This window comes from Saccharibacillus endophyticus, assembly GCF_013185185.1.
Taxonomy (GTDB): domain Bacteria; phylum Bacillota; class Bacilli; order Paenibacillales; family Paenibacillaceae; genus Saccharibacillus; species Saccharibacillus endophyticus.
Genome location: NZ_JAAZWE010000005.1, coordinates 135907 through 151974 on the forward strand (window position 1 = coordinate 135907; position 16068 = coordinate 151974).

14 protein-coding genes are annotated in these 16068 nt (G+C 57.0%); all 14 read right to left on the reverse strand.

Translation table 11 applies throughout. The features are described 5' to 3' along the window. Positions 1–79: 79 nt before the first annotated feature. The 14 genes from HRQ63_RS18030 to HRQ63_RS18095 all read right to left on the reverse strand — a co-directional run bounded on the left by HRQ63_RS18030 (position 80) and on the right by HRQ63_RS18095 (position 15983). Entirely contained in the window at positions 80–2011 is a 1932-nt protein-coding gene (locus HRQ63_RS18030) for an acyltransferase family protein (protein ID WP_172246368.1), read from the reverse strand. 646 nt (positions 2012–2657) lie between these two features. After that, positions 2658–3728, reverse strand: coding sequence for an ABC transporter substrate-binding protein (locus HRQ63_RS18035; protein ID WP_172246370.1), 1071 nt, complete (start codon positions 3726–3728; stop codon positions 2658–2660). Beyond that, on the reverse strand, positions 3725–4546 hold the full coding sequence (locus HRQ63_RS18040) for an ABC transporter permease (protein ID WP_172246372.1): 822 nt from the start codon (positions 4544–4546) through the stop codon (positions 3725–3727). The genes HRQ63_RS18035 and HRQ63_RS18040 overlap by 4 nt, the downstream gene beginning before the upstream one ends. Further along, the gene (locus HRQ63_RS18045; RefSeq protein ID WP_172246374.1) at positions 4543–5361 is read right to left on the reverse strand and encodes an ABC transporter permease; all 819 of its coding nucleotides are present in this window, start codon (positions 5359–5361) and stop codon (positions 4543–4545) included. Before HRQ63_RS18045 ends, HRQ63_RS18040 begins: the two co-directional genes overlap by 4 nt. Next, the gene (locus HRQ63_RS18050; RefSeq protein WP_172246898.1) at positions 5351–6475 is read right to left on the reverse strand and encodes an ABC transporter ATP-binding protein; all 1125 of its coding nucleotides are present in this window, start codon (positions 6473–6475) and stop codon (positions 5351–5353) included. Before HRQ63_RS18050 ends, HRQ63_RS18045 begins: the two co-directional genes overlap by 11 nt. A 290-nt stretch (positions 6476–6765) precedes the next feature. Continuing rightward, positions 6766–8007: a GNAT family N-acetyltransferase gene (locus HRQ63_RS18055; RefSeq protein ID WP_172246376.1), complete on the reverse strand. Its 1242-nt coding sequence runs from the start codon at positions 8005–8007 to the stop codon at positions 6766–6768. Then, positions 7985–9328 (reverse strand): F390 synthetase-related protein, encoded by a 1344-nt coding sequence (locus tag HRQ63_RS18060; RefSeq protein WP_172246377.1) that lies wholly within the window; start codon positions 9326–9328, stop codon positions 7985–7987. Before HRQ63_RS18060 ends, HRQ63_RS18055 begins: the two co-directional genes overlap by 23 nt. Before the next feature lie 45 nt (positions 9329–9373). Further along, a complete protein-coding gene (locus tag HRQ63_RS18065; protein ID WP_229714322.1) occupies positions 9374–10381 on the reverse strand; it encodes an MBL fold metallo-hydrolase in 1008 nt (335 codons plus the stop codon). Next, positions 10378–11388, reverse strand: a complete 1011-nt coding sequence (locus HRQ63_RS18070) for an NAD-dependent epimerase/dehydratase family protein (RefSeq protein ID WP_172246381.1) — start codon at positions 11386–11388, stop codon at positions 10378–10380. Before HRQ63_RS18070 ends, HRQ63_RS18065 begins: the two co-directional genes overlap by 4 nt. Positions 11389–11702: 314 nt before the next feature. Continuing rightward, positions 11703–13013: an ATP-grasp domain-containing protein gene (locus HRQ63_RS18075; protein ID WP_172246383.1), complete on the reverse strand. Its 1311-nt coding sequence runs from the start codon at positions 13011–13013 to the stop codon at positions 11703–11705. Between the two features lie 21 nt (positions 13014–13034). After that, entirely contained in the window at positions 13035–14033 is a 999-nt protein-coding gene (locus HRQ63_RS18080) for a beta-ketoacyl-ACP synthase III (RefSeq protein ID WP_172246385.1), read from the reverse strand. Positions 14034–14267: 234 nt separating this feature from the next. Then, a complete protein-coding gene (locus HRQ63_RS18085) occupies positions 14268–14483 on the reverse strand; it encodes a cold-shock protein (RefSeq protein ID WP_037286799.1) in 216 nt (71 codons plus the stop codon). A 136-nt stretch (positions 14484–14619) separates the two neighbouring features. Beyond that, complete coding sequence (locus tag HRQ63_RS18090) at positions 14620–14820, reverse strand: cold-shock protein (protein ID WP_018976919.1); 201 nt, start codon at positions 14818–14820, stop codon at positions 14620–14622. Between the two features lie 614 nt (positions 14821–15434). Beyond that, positions 15435–15983, reverse strand: coding sequence for a guanylate kinase (locus HRQ63_RS18095; RefSeq protein ID WP_172246387.1), 549 nt, complete (start codon positions 15981–15983; stop codon positions 15435–15437). Positions 15984–16068 lie beyond the last annotated feature (85 nt).

Sequence of the window (16068 nt, forward strand, 5' to 3'; positions counted from 1 at the left end):
CGTTTCGCATCTAGCGAAACGCGCTCTTTTTGTTCACGCTCCGATACGGGACCAGAGCGTGTCTTCAAGCATCGGAAGTTTACGATTCGCCTTTCAGCGCTTCCACCAGTAATTGCGTATACGCCCGGGCTCCCGCCGGCATCAAATGCACGCCGTCCCTGGCAAAGTAATCATCGCGTCCCGCGCTCGCCGTGTACCAATCCACAAGCAGGATTCGATCATCCCGCTGCGCGGCGTTCTGCAAAGTACTGTTCACGACGCTCTCCCATGGACGCGGGACACGCGTGTTCACAAGCACGATTTTGGTTGCGTCCGGCAGCTTCGCCAACAGATCGTTCATCTGCTCGTCGGTAAACGAACCGTTCGTCCCGAGCTGGATCAGTACCGTCGTTCCCATCTGTCCCCGCGCATCCAACTGATCGACGAGAGCCGGGGCTTGAGACATCTGCCGACCGACCAGTCCGTCGACCGTTATTCCGGGCAGCGCCTCCTCCAGATAAGGCTGAATATCGAGCATCACGGAATCCCCGATGGCCGTCATTCCCACTCCGGTTCCGGCCGGCAAAACGGTCTGCTTCGCTTCGCCGTTTGCAGGGTCCGCAGCGCCGGATGCGTTCGCCGCAACGCCCGCGGCCCCTCCTTGCGCCACCTGCGTTTCCGCGGCCGGAATATCCGTCCCCGCATAAGGAGTCTGCGCTTCCGCCGGCGGAGCCAACCGGGTCATCGCAAAGCCGAGAATCAACACCAGCGCAACCGAGCCGCCCAATGTCCCGGCCAAGCGTTTACGCCCGATGCCGGGCTCTTTCATGACGCGGCGCCACCATTTGCCGAACTCGCCTGTACGGACCGGCTGTTCGATATAACGGTACGACAGAGCTGCCAATACGAAACTCACAATCAATTGCAGCACGATGCGAAGCATGTTCGGCCCGCCCGTATTGACGAGCGGGGTGGTCAGCACGATGACCGGATAATGCCATAAATACAATCCGTACGAACGGGCGCCGATCCAACGCAGCGGCTTCGTGCCCAATACGCGGCCGAGCCGGCAGGCCGGATGCGCCAGCGCGGCAACGAGGATCGTCGTCGCCAGCGACAGCAGCACCATACCGCCCCGATACAGGAACGTGCCGTAGTCGTTGGATTTGAAGATCAAGACCGCAATGACGATCAGGCAGATCGTCGCCGTAATATCCAGCGTCTTCGTGGCCGACTTCGAGATGTTCGTTTTGAGCTTGCGGCTCGGCCAGACAACCGCCAGCGCCGCGCCGATCAACAGCGAGAACAGGCGGGTATCCGTGCCGTAGTAGACCCGGCTCGGATCTTCGCCCGGACGGTACATGATCGCCATCGCCAGTGCCGAAGCCAATGCAAGTCCCGCCAGTACCAGCGCGAGCTTGCCGCGATTCTTCTGAGCTAGAATCAGTCCGATTCCGAGCAGAATCGGCCAAAAGATATAAAATTGTTCCTCCACGGCAAGCGACCATAGATGCCCGAGCGGCGATAGCGGACCGAAGCTCTGGAAGTAAGACACTTCATGGAAGATCGACCACCAGTTACTGTAGTAGAGAAGCGCGGCGGGTACGTCCCCGATCATGGCGGGAAGTCTGGTACGGTCGACGATCAACGACCATAGAATCGTCACCAGCACGACCGCCAGCATGGCGGGCAGCAGTCTTTTCGCCCGTCTAACCCAAAAATCCTTCATATCGAACTTTCCGGTCCGGTCCCATTGCGCCAAAAGAATGTCCGTGATCAAGTAGCCGGATAACACGAAGAACATCGTGACGCCCAGCAAACCGCCGGGTGCCCATTCCGTATGAAGATGATAGGCGATGACGGCCAGCACGGCGAGCGCGCGCAATCCGTCAAGCCCCGGCATATAACGTCCGGCACTGGGCTTGGGCTGTTCGGACGCCGGACTTCTTCGGCCGGAAGGCCGGGACTCTTCCCTATCGTACCGCCTGTTTTCACTTTTCGCTTCATTGCCTGCGTGTTGTCCGTTAATCATGGCCTCTGCCCTTTCGGTGATTCGGATTTATGTAAGCCTCTTCGGGTTTCGAACCTGCGGCTGTCAATATACTAACCCCTATTATAAGCAGGTCGCGCGTTTATATCCAGAATCAGACCGTTTTTTTCCAGAAGGACTTTCGAATGCGACGGTGATTGCGATCGCCGTCGCCTCGCTCGGTACCGACCGGCGATCCGGCATGCGACCCGAACCCGCGAAGAATGATATCCGCTTAAGGCAACCTGACAGCAGATAGACGCAAATCGACCGTCCCCGGACTCGGGAACGGTCGATTGTTGAAATAGTACCTTGACCGCTTCAGAAGTTAGGTTACGCCCCTCGAAAACCCGCTTGAACCGTGCGTATTTCCGATGGACGCAAACCTTAAACTTAATGCGGTCAAAGTAATAGCTGCAAATATCCATTTATTTTCGCCAAATCCGTCTTTAAAAGCGAAATAACAACATATATCCATTTATTCCGCCTGAATTCAGGCATGATTCACTTTTTCGCTTCGTTTAGCTGTATATTCGCATCTATTTTCGGTCCCGCCGTTGCGACTTCGAAATAACTGTATATTCGCACTTGTTTCATATGCCCAGGCAACGACAGGAACAGCGGCAACGGAAGGAACATCAGCAGCGGTCTACGACCCGTTCATCTTGAATTGCAGGAACAATTCATTATACCGAACCAACATCTTTTTGCCCAAGTTCTCGTACACTTCCAACCGTTCGGTCAGCTCGTCCGGCGGATAGAAGCGCTCGTCGCCCGAAATATCCTCCGGCAGCAGCGCGAGCGCGGCGTCGTTCGGCGTTGAATATCCGACATACTCCGTGTTCTGCGCGTTCACTTCCGGATCGAGCATGAAGTTGATGAACGCCATCGCGCCGTCGACGTTTTGCGCCGTCTTCGGAACGACCATGTTGTCGAAATACAGGTTCGACCCTTCCTCCGGCACCACGTAATCCAGCTCTTCGTTCTCGCTCATGATCTCCGAAGCGTCGCCCGAGAATACGAGCCCCGCCGCCGCTTCGCCGTTGGCGAGCAGCAGCTTGATCTCGTCGCCCACGATCGCTTTGACGTTCGGCGAAAGCTGCATCAGATGATCCAGCGCCTGCTGCAAATGCTCTTCGTTCGTATCGTTGAGCGAATAGCCTTGACTGACCAGACCCGTACCGATCACTTCGCGCGCCCCGTCCGTCAGCAGGATATCGTTGCGCAGCGAAGGGTCCCATAGATCTTCCCAACTTTCGAACGCCAGGTCCGTCAAATTCGGGTTGTAGACCACGCCGAGCGTGCCCCAGAAGTAAGGCATGGAATACTCGTTACCCGGATCGAACGACAAATTCAAAAACTTCGGATCGATGTATTTCATGTTCGGAATCTTCTCATGATCGAGCGGAATCAACAGCTTTTCTTCCCGCATTTTCTCGATCGCATAGTCAGACGGTACCGCGATATCGAACGTCGTGCCGCCCTGCTCGATCTTGGTCAGCATCGCTTCGTTCGAATCGAACGTCTGATAAATCACCGTGATCCCTGTCTCTTCTTGGAAACGGTCAAGCAGTTCCGGATCGATATAATCGCCCCAGTTGTAGATGGTCAACGTGTTGCCGCTGCTGTAACCTTGGCTGGAGTTCAAGCGGTTCGCTACAAGGATCAGCGCGAAAGCGACGACCAGAATCAGGATCAACGTACGCGTCATCGACTTCATTCCGGCACCCCCACTCGCGAAGCGGCTTCGGCCACTTTGCGCTTTTCGCTGCGCCGCGTCGAGATGTAATAAGCCACGACGAGGAACAAGGTGAACAGGAAGATCAGCGTGGACAAAGCGTTGATCGACAGCGACACGCCCTGCCGCGCCCGCGAGTAAATTTCGACCGCAAGCGTCGAATAACCGCTGCCCGTCACGAAGAACGTCACCGCGAAGTCATCCAACGAATACGTCAACGCCATGAAGAATCCGCTGAAGATACCCGGGCGGATAAACGGCAGGATGACCTTCGTCAGCACCTCTCTTTTGCTTGCTCCGAGATCCCGGGCCGCGTCGATCAGCGTCGGGCTCATCTCTTGAAGTCTCGGCAATATCATCAGCACCGCGATCGGGATACTGAACGCTACGTGCGAGATCAGGACGGACGCGAAGCCCAGCTTGACGCCGACCATCGTGAACAGGATCAGGAACGAAGCGCCGATAATGACGTCCGGGCTGACGATCAACACATTGTTGAGCGACAACAGCGTGTTTTTGAAACGGGCACGCCGGATGTTCTCGATCGCCAGCGACCCGAATATCGCGATGATCGTGGCGATCGTCGACGATAACAGCGCGATAATCAGCGTGTTGATGACGATGATAATAAGCCGCGTATCCGCAAAGACCTCTTTATACCAGTCGAACGTAAAACTCTCGAAGTCGTGCATCGTACCGCCGCTGTTGAACGAATAGTACATCAGGTACAGAATCGGCGCATATAACACGGCAAACACGAGTACCAGGTACAGATTGGAGATTCCGTTTTTCTTTCTCATCTCCGCACCCCTTTCTTGCTTCCGCCTGTCACGAACATGATGACGGCCATCGCCACGATCAGGAATACGGCGACGGTCGAGCCCATTCCCCAGTCCTGCGTGACAAGGAAGTGCTGCTCGATCGCGGTACCGAGCGTGATGACCTTGTTGCCCGCGATCAGACGCGTAATCATAAACAGCGACAGCGCCGGAATGAACACCGAAATGCAGCCCGACTTCACGCCCGACAGCGTTAACGGAAAAATAACCCGGCGGAACGTGATCCAGCCCGATGCGCCCAGATCGCGCGAGGCATCGGTCAGCGATACGTTCAACTCTTCGAGCGCGTTATAGATCGGCATGATCATGAACGGCACGAAGATGTAGATCGATACGAACACGAAGCTTCCGCTGGTGAACAGCAGCTGCTGCTCGCCGATGCCGATCGCGCCGAGCAGCGAGTTGATTGGGCCGTACGTGCCGAAAATCCCGATAAACGCGTACGTTTTCAGCAGCAGATTCATCCATGTCGGCAAAATGATCAGCAGCAGCCACAGCTGTTTGTGCTTGGTGCGCGTGAGCAGGTAGGCCGCCGGATACGCGATCAGCAGCGAAAACAGCGTGATCAGAAACGCGTACCAGAACGAGCTTAGCGTCATTTTCAAATACACCGGGGTAAAAAAGTCGGCATAATTCGAAAACGTAAAGTTGCCTTCCACGTCGAAAAGCGAATAGTAAACGACCAGCACGACAGGCGCGATGACGAACAGCACCACCCACAAATAGTAAGGGATATAGGCGAGCGACCGCGCGTTTACGCTGCCCTTACCGTTCATGGCTGCCGACCTCTGCTTCTTCGTCCTCCTCGTAAGCTTCCAGGCGGCGGTCGAACTCTTCTTCCGTTTCCCCGAAGCGCATGACGTGGATCGCTTCCGGGTCGAAGGTCAGTCCGATCTGCGCGCCGACGTCGGCCCGCTTGGTGGAATGCACCAGCCATTCCTGACCGGATTCGTCGTAACAGCTGATCTCGTAATGCACGCCGCGGAACAACTGGGTATCCACGCGGACTTTGAGCTTGCCGGCTTCCTGCGTCGTGATCACCAGATCTTCCGGGCGGATGACGATCTCGATCGGTTCGCTGGCGCGCAAGCCCGCATCGACGCACTCGAACCTTTTCCCGTTGAACTCCACCAGGTAATCGTCGATCATCACGCCCGGCACGATGTTCGATTCCCCGATAAAGTCGGCCACGAAGCGGTTGATCGGTTCGTCGTAAATATCGTTCGGCGTACCGCTTTGCTCGATCCGTCCTTCGTTCATGACGAAGATATAGTCCGACATCGCCAAAGCTTCTTCCTGATCGTGCGTGACGAAAATGAACGTGATGCCCAGACGCTGCTGCAGCTCGCGCAGCACGTACTGCATTTCGGTACGCAGCTTCAAATCGAGCGCGGACAGCGGTTCGTCGAGCAGCAGCACTTCCGGCTCGTTCACGATCGCGCGGGCGATCGCGACGCGCTGACGCTGACCGCCGGACATCTCGGTGATGCCGCGGTTTTCGTAGCCGTTCAGGTTGACCATTTTGAGCGCTTCGGTCACTTTGGAGGCGATCGCGTCTTTTTTCAGCTTTTTGATCCGCAGCCCGAAAGCGACGTTCTCGAATACGTTCAAATGAGGGAACAACGCGTAATCCTGGAAAACGGTGTTCACCTGTCTTTTCTCCGGCGGCACTTTATTGATCACTTTGCCGTCCAAATAAATCGATCCCGCCGTCGGTTCCATGAACCCTGCGATCATGCGCAAAATGGTCGTTTTGCCGCAGCCCGAAGGACCGAGCAGCGTATAAAATTTGCCCCGCTCGATTTCGAAATCGATATTTTTCAATACGGTCAATCCGTCGTCGTATCGCTTCATAATGGATTCGAAACGAATGATATTTGATTCTGCGATGATGAAACCCCTCCTCCGGCAACAAGAGACCCGGACCCCGATCGGCTCCGGCGCGTCTCTTGTTCTTGTTCTTGATGGTTAACCTGTTTCTAACCGCCATTTTACAGAAGAAAACAAGGCGGCGCTACATTTCTGTGTATGCGGAGTACTCTGTCCCAAATGAATGTAAGGTTACGCTCATCTGAAACTCACTTAAACCGTGTGAGTTTCAGCCAAACGTAAACCTACTATTTTGAAGTGGGACAAAGTAGTACGTCGCTTTATTGATCAAAATCGGATCGAAGCTCCGCCTAAAACTTATGCTTTTGCATAATCGGCACGCCTACCTTGTTCAGCAGAAGCGATAACATCGCCCAACCCGTACGACGGTAGAGAGGCAGATGCCGATCGTATACCGCGCTGTATTCGATCTCCGCCGTTGCCCCGCGATTGCGCTTGAACCGGGCTGCTCCGGCGCTTTCGTGCAGCAGGCAGCCTTCCTCGGCCGCTTGTCGCAGCAACACGGCCGACAGCATGCGATACAGACCTACCTCCTGCGGCACGGCCGTATCGTAACCGAACACCGGCGTGGTCATGATCCCGTCCTGAATATAGTAGCCCAGCACCGCGTCAAGCCTGCCACTGCCGCGGGAACGCAGCGCATACAGCTTGAGCAGATTCTTTTGCAGAGCTTGCTCGAAAAAAAGCGGCGTGAAGATCGGATTATGCGCGGAATACTTTTCGATGTACAGCAGTCGATACAGCTCGGCCAGGCGCGGCGAATCGGAAGCGGACAGCTCCTCCGGGCCGCAAATGTCATACCCGTGCTTGTCCAATAAAGCGTAATCTCGCTTTTGCAGCCAACGCGCTTTCGACGGAATGCGATCCGGGGAATCGTACAGATACACCTGACGGCTCGGAACGAGGCGGAAGCCCAGCTTTTGCAGCGTCTTCAGATAAACCGGCGCAGTGCGCGTATTGAGCGAACGGAAAATGAGCGTACGGTCCGGGTACTCGCGCAGCAGCAGCTCCGCCAGCGAAGTGATCTCGGCCGCGCCAAGAGGCGGATACAAGTTGGTCGACAGCAGACGATTGTTCACCTGCACGGCTTTGTTGAAGCGCGAAACTTTGAACAGCCAGCCGACAGGCGTAAGCAGCGCGCTCAATGCCGTCCGGGCGGCACGCGATTGCAGCATCGACAGTTCCTCGCGGGCGTAACTGACGTAATGCGTATACGGCGAAAAAACATACGAAGCCCCGTACTCCCGGTCGCCCACGCTGATCGGCAGCGTGACGCCGAGCGCTTGGTGATGCAGGGCGCGCAAGTGGGTATCGACGTTGGCGATCAACGCGGAGACGCCTTCCGTTTGCATGGCGGAGAGCCAACGCAGCGCGGAACGTTCATCCGGCGCTGAAGCGAAAGCCATGCCCGATTCGGGAACGGTCATGCTGCCGGACGAATCGGGATCAGACGTCGCACCCTCGATCGCCGTGCCTTTTTCCAAAAGCCATCGCTGCAGCGCTTCGCCTTCATACAGGCTCCATTCGTTCATTCACGGCAAACCTCCTCTGCACCCGCCTCAGCTTGATCGCGCCGGGCACGAACGTATACGGTTCGAACCCGATCTCCGGCGTATGCGCGTCAACCCGACCGCATAATTCCGCCAAAACCTGACGCGCGCGGCGTTCCGTATCCGACCGGTCGGCGCCTTCACGGATTTCCAGTTCCAAGGTCAAGCTCCGCGGCGAGTTCAGCACCGCGCGATAGGCTTCGATCTGTTCCGAAGCCGCGATGATCGCCCGCGACACGAAATCGGGAAAAAGCGTGACGAAGCCGTTTCCCGTTCGGGACGGCAGGACAAACAGATCGTCGCTGCGTCCTTCGATGCGTTCGATCGCCGTGAAAGGCGAACCGCATGGACAAGTCGTCCGGCGCTCCGTAAGCAGATCACCCAACCGGTAGCGGATGATCGGCTGCGCGAAGCGCACGAAGTCGGTCACGATCGGGACGAAAACGCCGCGCTCTGCGTCGATGTAGTCTTTTTCGATATGGACGACGTCTTCGTTGAGATGGAGGGTCCCATGCCTGCAAGATGCCCCCAAAAAGCCTTCCGTACACTGATACACCTGATGAATCTTGCGGCCGAACGTTTCTTCAATCACCTGGCGATCAAGCGGGTCCAACACCTCGGCCATCGCCACCAAATGCGCCGGTTCGATATTCAACTTGCCCGCTCGGCGTTCTCCCGCCAGCAGTCGCAGCATGGACGGCGGCGCGGCGAGTATCGTCGGTCGTTGAGCATTCAGCGCAGCGACATGCTTTTGCAAGGGATGCAGCAGATCATAGAATTCGAAGACCACTCTCTTGCTGCGCACCGAACCGTACAGATTACTGTCCGCTCGCAGGAAAAAGGCAATGTTATGCCGATTCAGCAGCGATCCCGGCAGCACCCGCTCCAGAATCGTGCCGGTCCAAGCCAAACGCTCCTGACGACTAACCAGGAACAACCCCCGGTTGCCGGACGTTCCGGACGACATCCCGATGGTCAGTCCCCCGATCTCCGGCGTAAAATCGCGCGTTCGCTCGGCTTGCAGCGCCAGATCCATCGCCTCTTCGCGTCGGATGCCGGCCGTGTTCAGCGCGTCGAAATGCTCCATCATCGCGCGTTTGTCGATCTCGGGAAAACGACGCCAATCCGCGGCGTCGATTCCTTGCCATAGCTCCCGGTAAAAAGAAGACGCTTCGCGCACGCGTTTCACGTGGCGCACAATACGCGATTCTTGCCAACGCTCCAGACGCGCGCGATCCCGCATGGCCGCACGCCTGCGCGCCGCCGCGTACTGCATGACAATATGAAGCGGATCGGTGTTCATGCTATCGCTCTCCCCTTTCGCATACTGCTTATGTAAAACGCAGGGCTATAAAACCCCTTCGCCGCCTGTCACATATAAACGCTCGGCTTCCGGACAATGCGAAGCGACGATCGTAAGCTCCGGGAACGCTTCATGAAGCTGCCGTAACGCCCGGAAGCTGGAAGCGTACGCTTTGCGATCCGGCATGATGATCCCCGCCAGGCCGCTGGGCGGACGATTCTCGCGATAGGCGGCTGCCGACCAGGCGGCATCCGCGCATAACAATACCGGGCCTCGCTCCGTGCGCAGCAGCAACCCGATCTGCCCGTAGGCATGACCCGGCAGATCCACGGCGAGCAGGCTGCCGTCGCCGAGCACGTCCGTGATCCGGCGGAAAGGAAATCCGGGCAGCAGATCGGGCGGAACCTCGATGCGAGACTCCGGCGAAAAAGGTCTGGCGCGCCGATCGAAATCATCCGGCAGCAAACCCGGCAGGAAGCCGCGTTTGACCGCGCCTATTCCTTTTAACCGCCGCATGGAATCCAGCGCTTCGCGTTCATAGAAAAATTGCGCGTTCGGAAAATCCCGCAGTCCCGCTACATGATCCGCATGGAAGTGCGAGACGATAATATGCCGAATATTCGCCGGATCAAGCCCTGCCGCATGCAGTCGTTCCGCCGCGCTTTGTCCCTGTTCGAAATCCACGGGAGTCACCATCCGATACAGCCTGGCCGGAAAAGGATCGGTTTCCCGAAAGAAACGTTCCGAATATCCCGTGTCGAACAGCACAGCGCCCGCTTCAGGATGTTCGATACGGGCAAACAAGGCAGGGATACGGATGCTGCGCAAGCTTCCGCCGCGAATGGTCACCCGCTCCGGATGGCGGCAGCTGCCTGCGGAAAATATCTTCAGCGATACCCTAGGCGAAGAACCGCTGACCAGCCCCCATAAACGATCCCATCTTGATCGAGCCTGTTGATGCAAAAAGTCGTGCGTCGCTGTTAAAGAAGCAAGCGAACGTTCTGTCGGATTTGCCGGATGGTTCGCATGGTGCTGTTTATCCCGTTCCTTCACGATTGTCCGTCCTTTCGTTCTTGTTCTTGCCACCATTTCACAAACTGATCCAATCCTTCGTCGATCCCTATCGACGGCTCGTAACCGAGCGCCGCGCGCGCCGCTTGGATATCCAGCGTCTGGCTGCTTCCGAGCATGCCGACCAACGAACGGGTCAACAAAGGCTCCGCGCCGGACGGACGCAATCTTGCTGCCGTCTCCAAGACCGCTGCCGCTGCGCAAGCCACGGCAAAAGGAATTTTTTTCGGTCGCAGCGGTTTGCCGAGCTTCGCAAACAGCAGCTCTGCTGCTTCGGCGAAACGAATAGGTTGTCCTCCGCTGATATTGTAAATACCGCCGAGCGCTTCTGCCGGAGCGATCGCCGCAAGCCGGATCGCCCGCACCGCATCGTCGACGTAAGTGAGATCGATCAGAGCCGCGCCCCCGCCGATAAACGGCACGCCGGTTTGCTCGTTCGCTTCGATCAGACGAGGCAGGATCGTCCGGTCCCCCGGTCCGTATAACGCTCGCGGCCGCAAAATAATCGTCCCCAGCCCCGATTCGCCAACGCGTAAAACCTCATGTTCGGCCGCCAGCTTCGTCCGGGCATACGCGCTAATCTGTTTGGTCGGCAACGGATCGTTTTCACGGACATTTATACGCTCGCCCAGACCGAAATAAAGGCTTGGCGTTGAAATATGGATAAGCCGCGATACCCCGCCAAGCAAACAGGCTTCCGCGACATGGGCCGTTCCCCGGATATTGGTCGCTTCGAAAGCTTCATCGCTCCCCCATGACGCGGATAACGCTCCGCAATGCACCACGATATCGAAATTGCGGAATATGGCGGAGCGAATCGCTTCTTTGTCGCCGAGTTCGGCTTGAATAAAAGGGATGCCGCCCTGCTCCAGCAATCGGCCGATCTGCTTGTTGCGTCCCAACCCTACCACCTCATGGCCGTCTTTGAGCATACGGTACGCAAGCCTTTTGCCCAGAAACCCGGTTGCCCCGGTCACCAACATTTTCATCTTTTCCCCTCCCGAGCCGGTGTATCCCGATCGCGGCGTTCGCCGCTGTGAACAACTTTTTCTAACCGAATAAATCCACAGAAACCGAGCAACCTTATCCCCGTTATCCCCCGGATATCCCCGGTTTCGGTGTAAAAGTGCTTCGAAATACGACTTAAAATCATTTTTCCACATGTGGATAACGTTTTTCGACGCAGCGATCCCTCTTGCTTATCCACATGCGGGCTGCCTTTTCCTTTTGGCAGGGTTGCCGTACTCCGTCCCTCTCCAATATGGGAAGCAATCTTCGGCGAACGATTTATGGACGACACGTTTCACGGGATAGGAGAAGAAGCCTCGCTCTCCACGATCGGCTGGCCGTTCCAACCGATATCGACGACGGAAGCTTCCGAGGTCGTTTGCCCGTTTGAACGTGCCGTACGACGCAGCTCCAGCATCATGCGCAGCGCTTGAGGCAGCACCGCGGCATCTCCACTGCGCAGCAGCACGTCGCGCGAACCGCAAAAATCGCGGAACCAGCGCGCCGCTCGCTTCGGCGAATGCAGCTGTCCCAGTCCGCTGCCCAGCATCGGAAGCAGCAGCATCAGGGTTCGTGCGGGATTCGCGATTAAAGGTTCGGCAATACGGGCCGGATCGGCAAGCGCATCAAGCAGATCCGGTTCATGAATGGATTTATTGACGGGAGCGTTCGCTCCCGCAGCAGACTGCTCAGGTATCGGTTGGTCTTTTGCACCGCTTCTGTCCGCTCCGCGCCGCATCTGCGGAGCCAGCAGCAAATGCACGCCGCTCGTCGCGCGCGGATTGCACTCGATCGGCAGCAGCTTTCCGCCTTGCGTACGGATAAAATCGAACGCGATCTGACCGCTGAAGCCCGTTCGCTTCACGAAAAGTTCAACCCATGCTCTCGCCTGCGGGTCGGCATCCGAACGAAAGCAGACGGACGCTCCGCTTGCCGTCTGCGGCGCCCGGTACGCCGCATGCGCCAGCAGCCGTCCTTCGTGCGCGACTGCGTACGTGCACAGCAGCTCGCCTCCGGCGTATCGCTGCGCCACCCACGCCCCGCCCTCGCGCTTTGCATGAGCGCGGGCTTCGTCCAGCTGCTCGTGCCTCGACAGCCGGGCCGAAAACCGCGAAAACTCCGGCTTCAACAAATAAGCCGGTTCCCCGGATCGCAGCGGCGGCGCTTCGCCCGCGATCTTCGCTTCCGTGCCTTCGCCCAGCCGGAACGTCTCCGGCACGGCAAACCCTAGCCGCGCGCACAGCGCGATAAACGCCCACTTGCTGTGCAATTCGCGCAGCGTCTCAAGCGATGGCGCCAGAACGCGGCAGTCCGGGCCGAAGCGGCCTTGATACGCGGAAACATAAAAAATTTCCTCGCACGTCGGCAGCAGCAGACGTATCCCCTCGCCGCGCACGATCTCGCGCAGCGCGGCCGCGTATCCTGCCGGGTCCTGCGCCGGCGCCGGCACGCGGAAGTTCCGCTTTACCGCGCGCGAAGCCGCGCACAGCGGGTACTCCAGGCCCTCGGCGGTATAGACTTCCGCCCCTCTCGCCGCGAAGCCGCGCGCCAAATCCAGCGCGCACGGCGCGCGGCCGCCCGTAATCAGCACACGCAATCCATTCATACGGAACCTCCTTTTTGCCGCTTAATAAACCAGCGCGACGCCGCCCAGCGACAAGCCTGCGGAAGTCCCGATCAACAGCACCTTGTCTCCGCGTTCCAGTCGGCCTTCGCGCACGGCCATATCCAGTCCGAGTGGGATGGAAGCCGCGATCACGTTGCCGTAATGCGGCGCGATGTACAGCATCTGTTCCTGCGAGATTCCGAGCTTGCGCTGCAGCAGCTTCATCGCCATGACGCTGCCCTGGTGCGGCACGACAAGCTTGAAATCTGCCATCGCAAGTCCGGCACTGCCCAGCAATCCCTCCATGAAATCCGGAAGCAAGCGAGAGGCTTGGCGGAAGATGGCTTCCCCGTCCATCGAGAATAGATAATCAGCCGCCGTCTCCTCGCGATACGATCCTGCCGGAATCCCGCTGCCGCCGCCCCGAATCTCGGAGTGTTTCGCGCCTGCGCTATGCGTGGTCATCCGGGCATTCAAGATCCGCGCCGGCTCTCCTTCCGCGGAACGTTCCACGACGGCGGCTGCCGCCCCGTCCCCGAATAACGCCGCGCTTTCTTTATCTCTCCAATTCAGTCCTTTCGAGGCAATCTCGGAAGAGACGATCAGAATGCGGCGGTAGCGCCCGGCTTCGATCAAATAAGACATCGTATCCAGCGCCGTCACAAAGCTCAAACAGGTCGAATTGATATCGAAACAAGGCACGCCGGAATCCTCTTCGCCAAGCGCTCTTTGGATCAAAGCCGCCGTACATGGAATCGGCTGCTCCATCGTGCCGCTGGCGCAAACCAGGCAATCGATGTCCGCGAAAGTCAGCGCTGCTGCTTGTAACGCTTCTTGAGCGGCATGGGCCCCCATCTGCGAAGCCGTCTCTTCTTCGACAAAGTGCCGATTGGCTACGCTCGTCTTCCTCATCACCCAACCCGGCTCGGTGCCGAGCCGAAGATCGATGGCTTCTGCCGAAATCCCTGTCCCCGGTAAGTATCTTCCCGTTCCCGTGATCTTTACATGACGCGTTTCCATGAACATTCCCCCTACAGGATGTTGGACTCGCGAACGATGTCCTTTTATCTTTTGACCTCATTATACGCCATATGCCGGACTATCGACGCGGTTTCTCACGCTTCGGAAAACGCAAAAAATCGTCTTCGGTTCGCCGCCCGTTTACCGGGCGTTTCGTACCGAAGACGATTTTTCGTCTCGTTTCTATGCGAGGCCGAACGCCCCCGCCTTCATTGGGAAGGCGAGCGTCCCGGTCTACTTGTTCTCCGGTTTAGGTTCTCCTGTCGGATTAGCCAGTACCGGAAGCATTTTGGTGTCCCGTTTCATCGGGGACGAGCAGATCGGACAAGTCGGTTCGTCTTCGAACGAAAAGTTGTCTCTCATCCAGCCTTTGCAGTCTTCCTTCTCGCAACTCCATACCGCGGTGCTTTCTTTCACAAGTTCCTCGTCCTGCTTTTTACGAAAATACATGCTCGATGCCTCCCCGTTATCGGATAGGGGCCGCAGCCGGTCCCGGATTTTACGTGTGTTGAAAAAATGACAATGATTAAACTGAAAAAAGGACCACTCTCAACTCATAGTTAAGAGCAGTCCGTTCTTTGTATTCTTACAGCTTAGTTACGTTTTCCGCTTGTGGTCCACGGTTGCCTTCAACGATGTTGAATTCTACGCGTTGGCCTTCGTCGAGGGTTTTGAAACCGTCGCCTTGGATAGCGGAGAAGTGAACGAATACGTCGCTTCCGCCTTCAACTTCGATGAAGCCGTAACCTTTTTCTGCGTTAAACCATTTTACTGTTCCTGTTTCCATGAAAGAAAACCTCCAAAAAGTTATTTCCGAAACTTTGGTGGATATCCAAGTTCCGGCAACATGCATTTTTTATGCTCCGTGGGGATATAAAAAAATCACACATTGGAAAAGGTACCATACCCCAAACATGACAACCCTTTCCAATATGTGAATCTGGACTGCCCAACCGCTATTACTTGATATCTTAACACAGCGAGGATTCAAAAGCAAACGTTTCCTTCTTTGAACAAAGGTTCTTTTCTAACTAAGCAAGCGAGCGGGGACGCGGCTTCAGCCCGATAAACCGCTCCGAGATCCGAGCATCGCCGTGCCTGTTTTGCCCTATCATCTCGAGTCGTTTATCGCTCAGACCGAGACGACGAATCAATGCCGATTCCGATCTCGTACAGCAAAATTGGCGAAAAGTCATAATAAGCAGCAAGGTTCGCCTCAGACGGGCATTGCGACGCCGCAGAGTATTAAAAAGCTTAACCTAGCCGGAAGCGAGAAGACGGATAGAAAAGTTCTTCTTGACTTCGCGTCCGGCAACTTTTCTCGGAGTCTTCTCGCTTTCCGCACCCACGCGACTTTCGAACACAGCTTGAGCCGCTTCCATCATCGGACGCGGCTGTTTTCTATTTTATGCCCAACATGGGGCGTAGTGCGCGGACGATCTCGCCTGCGCGTTCCAGAGCGCCTTCGCCGCTGCGGATGATGAGGTCGCAGCTTTCAAGCGCCGATATTTCTTCGTCGTAGCCCGCCAGCCTCGCGGTAATTTGTCCGGTGTCGGAGCCGCGTGCCAGCAGGCGGGCTTCGCATTCGGCGCGCAAGGCGGAGACGCCGAGCATCAGGGCGCGTTCGCCGAGCAGGGCTTTGGCTACGCGCGCGCCGCTCGGGTCGAGCACGATGGAGCGAAGTCCGTCGCCGCCTGCGGCGGCTTCGATCGAAGCCAACGAGGTACCGTACAAATGGCCGCGATACTCGCTGGTTTCCAGCATTTTGCCTTCGTTCATCATCCGCTCCAGCGTCTCGCGTTCCGCAAAGTGGTAGTCGACGCCGTCGATTTCGCCTTCGCGCGGCGCTCTCGACGTCCAAGTGACGATGCGCGGCAGTCCCAGTAAGGCCTGAAGCGTCGTTTTCCCCGAAGCGCTCGGCCCTTGAAAAACAACCAGCGATATATTCATGTGTCCAACCTCCGAATGCCGGATCGCAGGAGTTCTTTTTCCTGATTCGGCCTGATAAGATGCAACGTGTATTTTCGCATGTTCG

Bases quoted from the DNA above. Each gene is read 5' to 3' on its own strand.
- HRQ63_RS18030 (WP_172246368.1), bottom strand. From the start codon at position 2,011: ATGATTAACGGACAACACGCAGGCAATGAAGCGAAAAGTGAAAACAGG.
- HRQ63_RS18035 (WP_172246370.1), bottom strand. From the start codon at position 3,728: ATGAAGTCGATGACGCGTACGTTGATCCTGATTCTGGTCGTCGCTTTC.
- HRQ63_RS18040 (WP_172246372.1), bottom strand. From the start codon at position 4,546: ATGAGAAAGAAAAACGGAATCTCCAATCTGTACCTGGTACTCGTGTTT.
- HRQ63_RS18045 (WP_172246374.1), bottom strand. From the start codon at position 5,361: ATGAACGGTAAGGGCAGCGTAAACGCGCGGTCGCTCGCCTATATCCCT.
- HRQ63_RS18055 (WP_172246376.1), bottom strand. From the start codon at position 8,007: ATGAACGAATGGAGCCTGTATGAAGGCGAAGCGCTGCAGCGATGGCTT.
- HRQ63_RS18060 (WP_172246377.1), bottom strand. From the start codon at position 9,328: ATGAACACCGATCCGCTTCATATTGTCATGCAGTACGCGGCGGCGCGC.
- HRQ63_RS18070 (WP_172246381.1), bottom strand. From the start codon at position 11,388: ATGAAAATGTTGGTGACCGGGGCAACCGGGTTTCTGGGCAAAAGGCTT.
- HRQ63_RS18075 (WP_172246383.1), bottom strand. From the start codon at position 13,013: ATGAATGGATTGCGTGTGCTGATTACGGGCGGCCGCGCGCCGTGCGCG.
- HRQ63_RS18080 (WP_172246385.1), bottom strand. From the start codon at position 14,033: ATGGAAACGCGTCATGTAAAGATCACGGGAACGGGAAGATACTTACCG.
- HRQ63_RS18085 (WP_037286799.1), bottom strand. From the start codon at position 14,483: ATGTATTTTCGTAAAAAGCAGGACGAGGAACTTGTGAAAGAAAGCACC.
- HRQ63_RS18090 (WP_018976919.1), bottom strand. From the start codon at position 14,820: ATGGAAACAGGAACAGTAAAATGGTTTAACGCAGAAAAAGGTTACGGC.
- HRQ63_RS18095 (WP_172246387.1), bottom strand. From the start codon at position 15,983: ATGAATATATCGCTGGTTGTTTTTCAAGGGCCGAGCGCTTCGGGGAAA.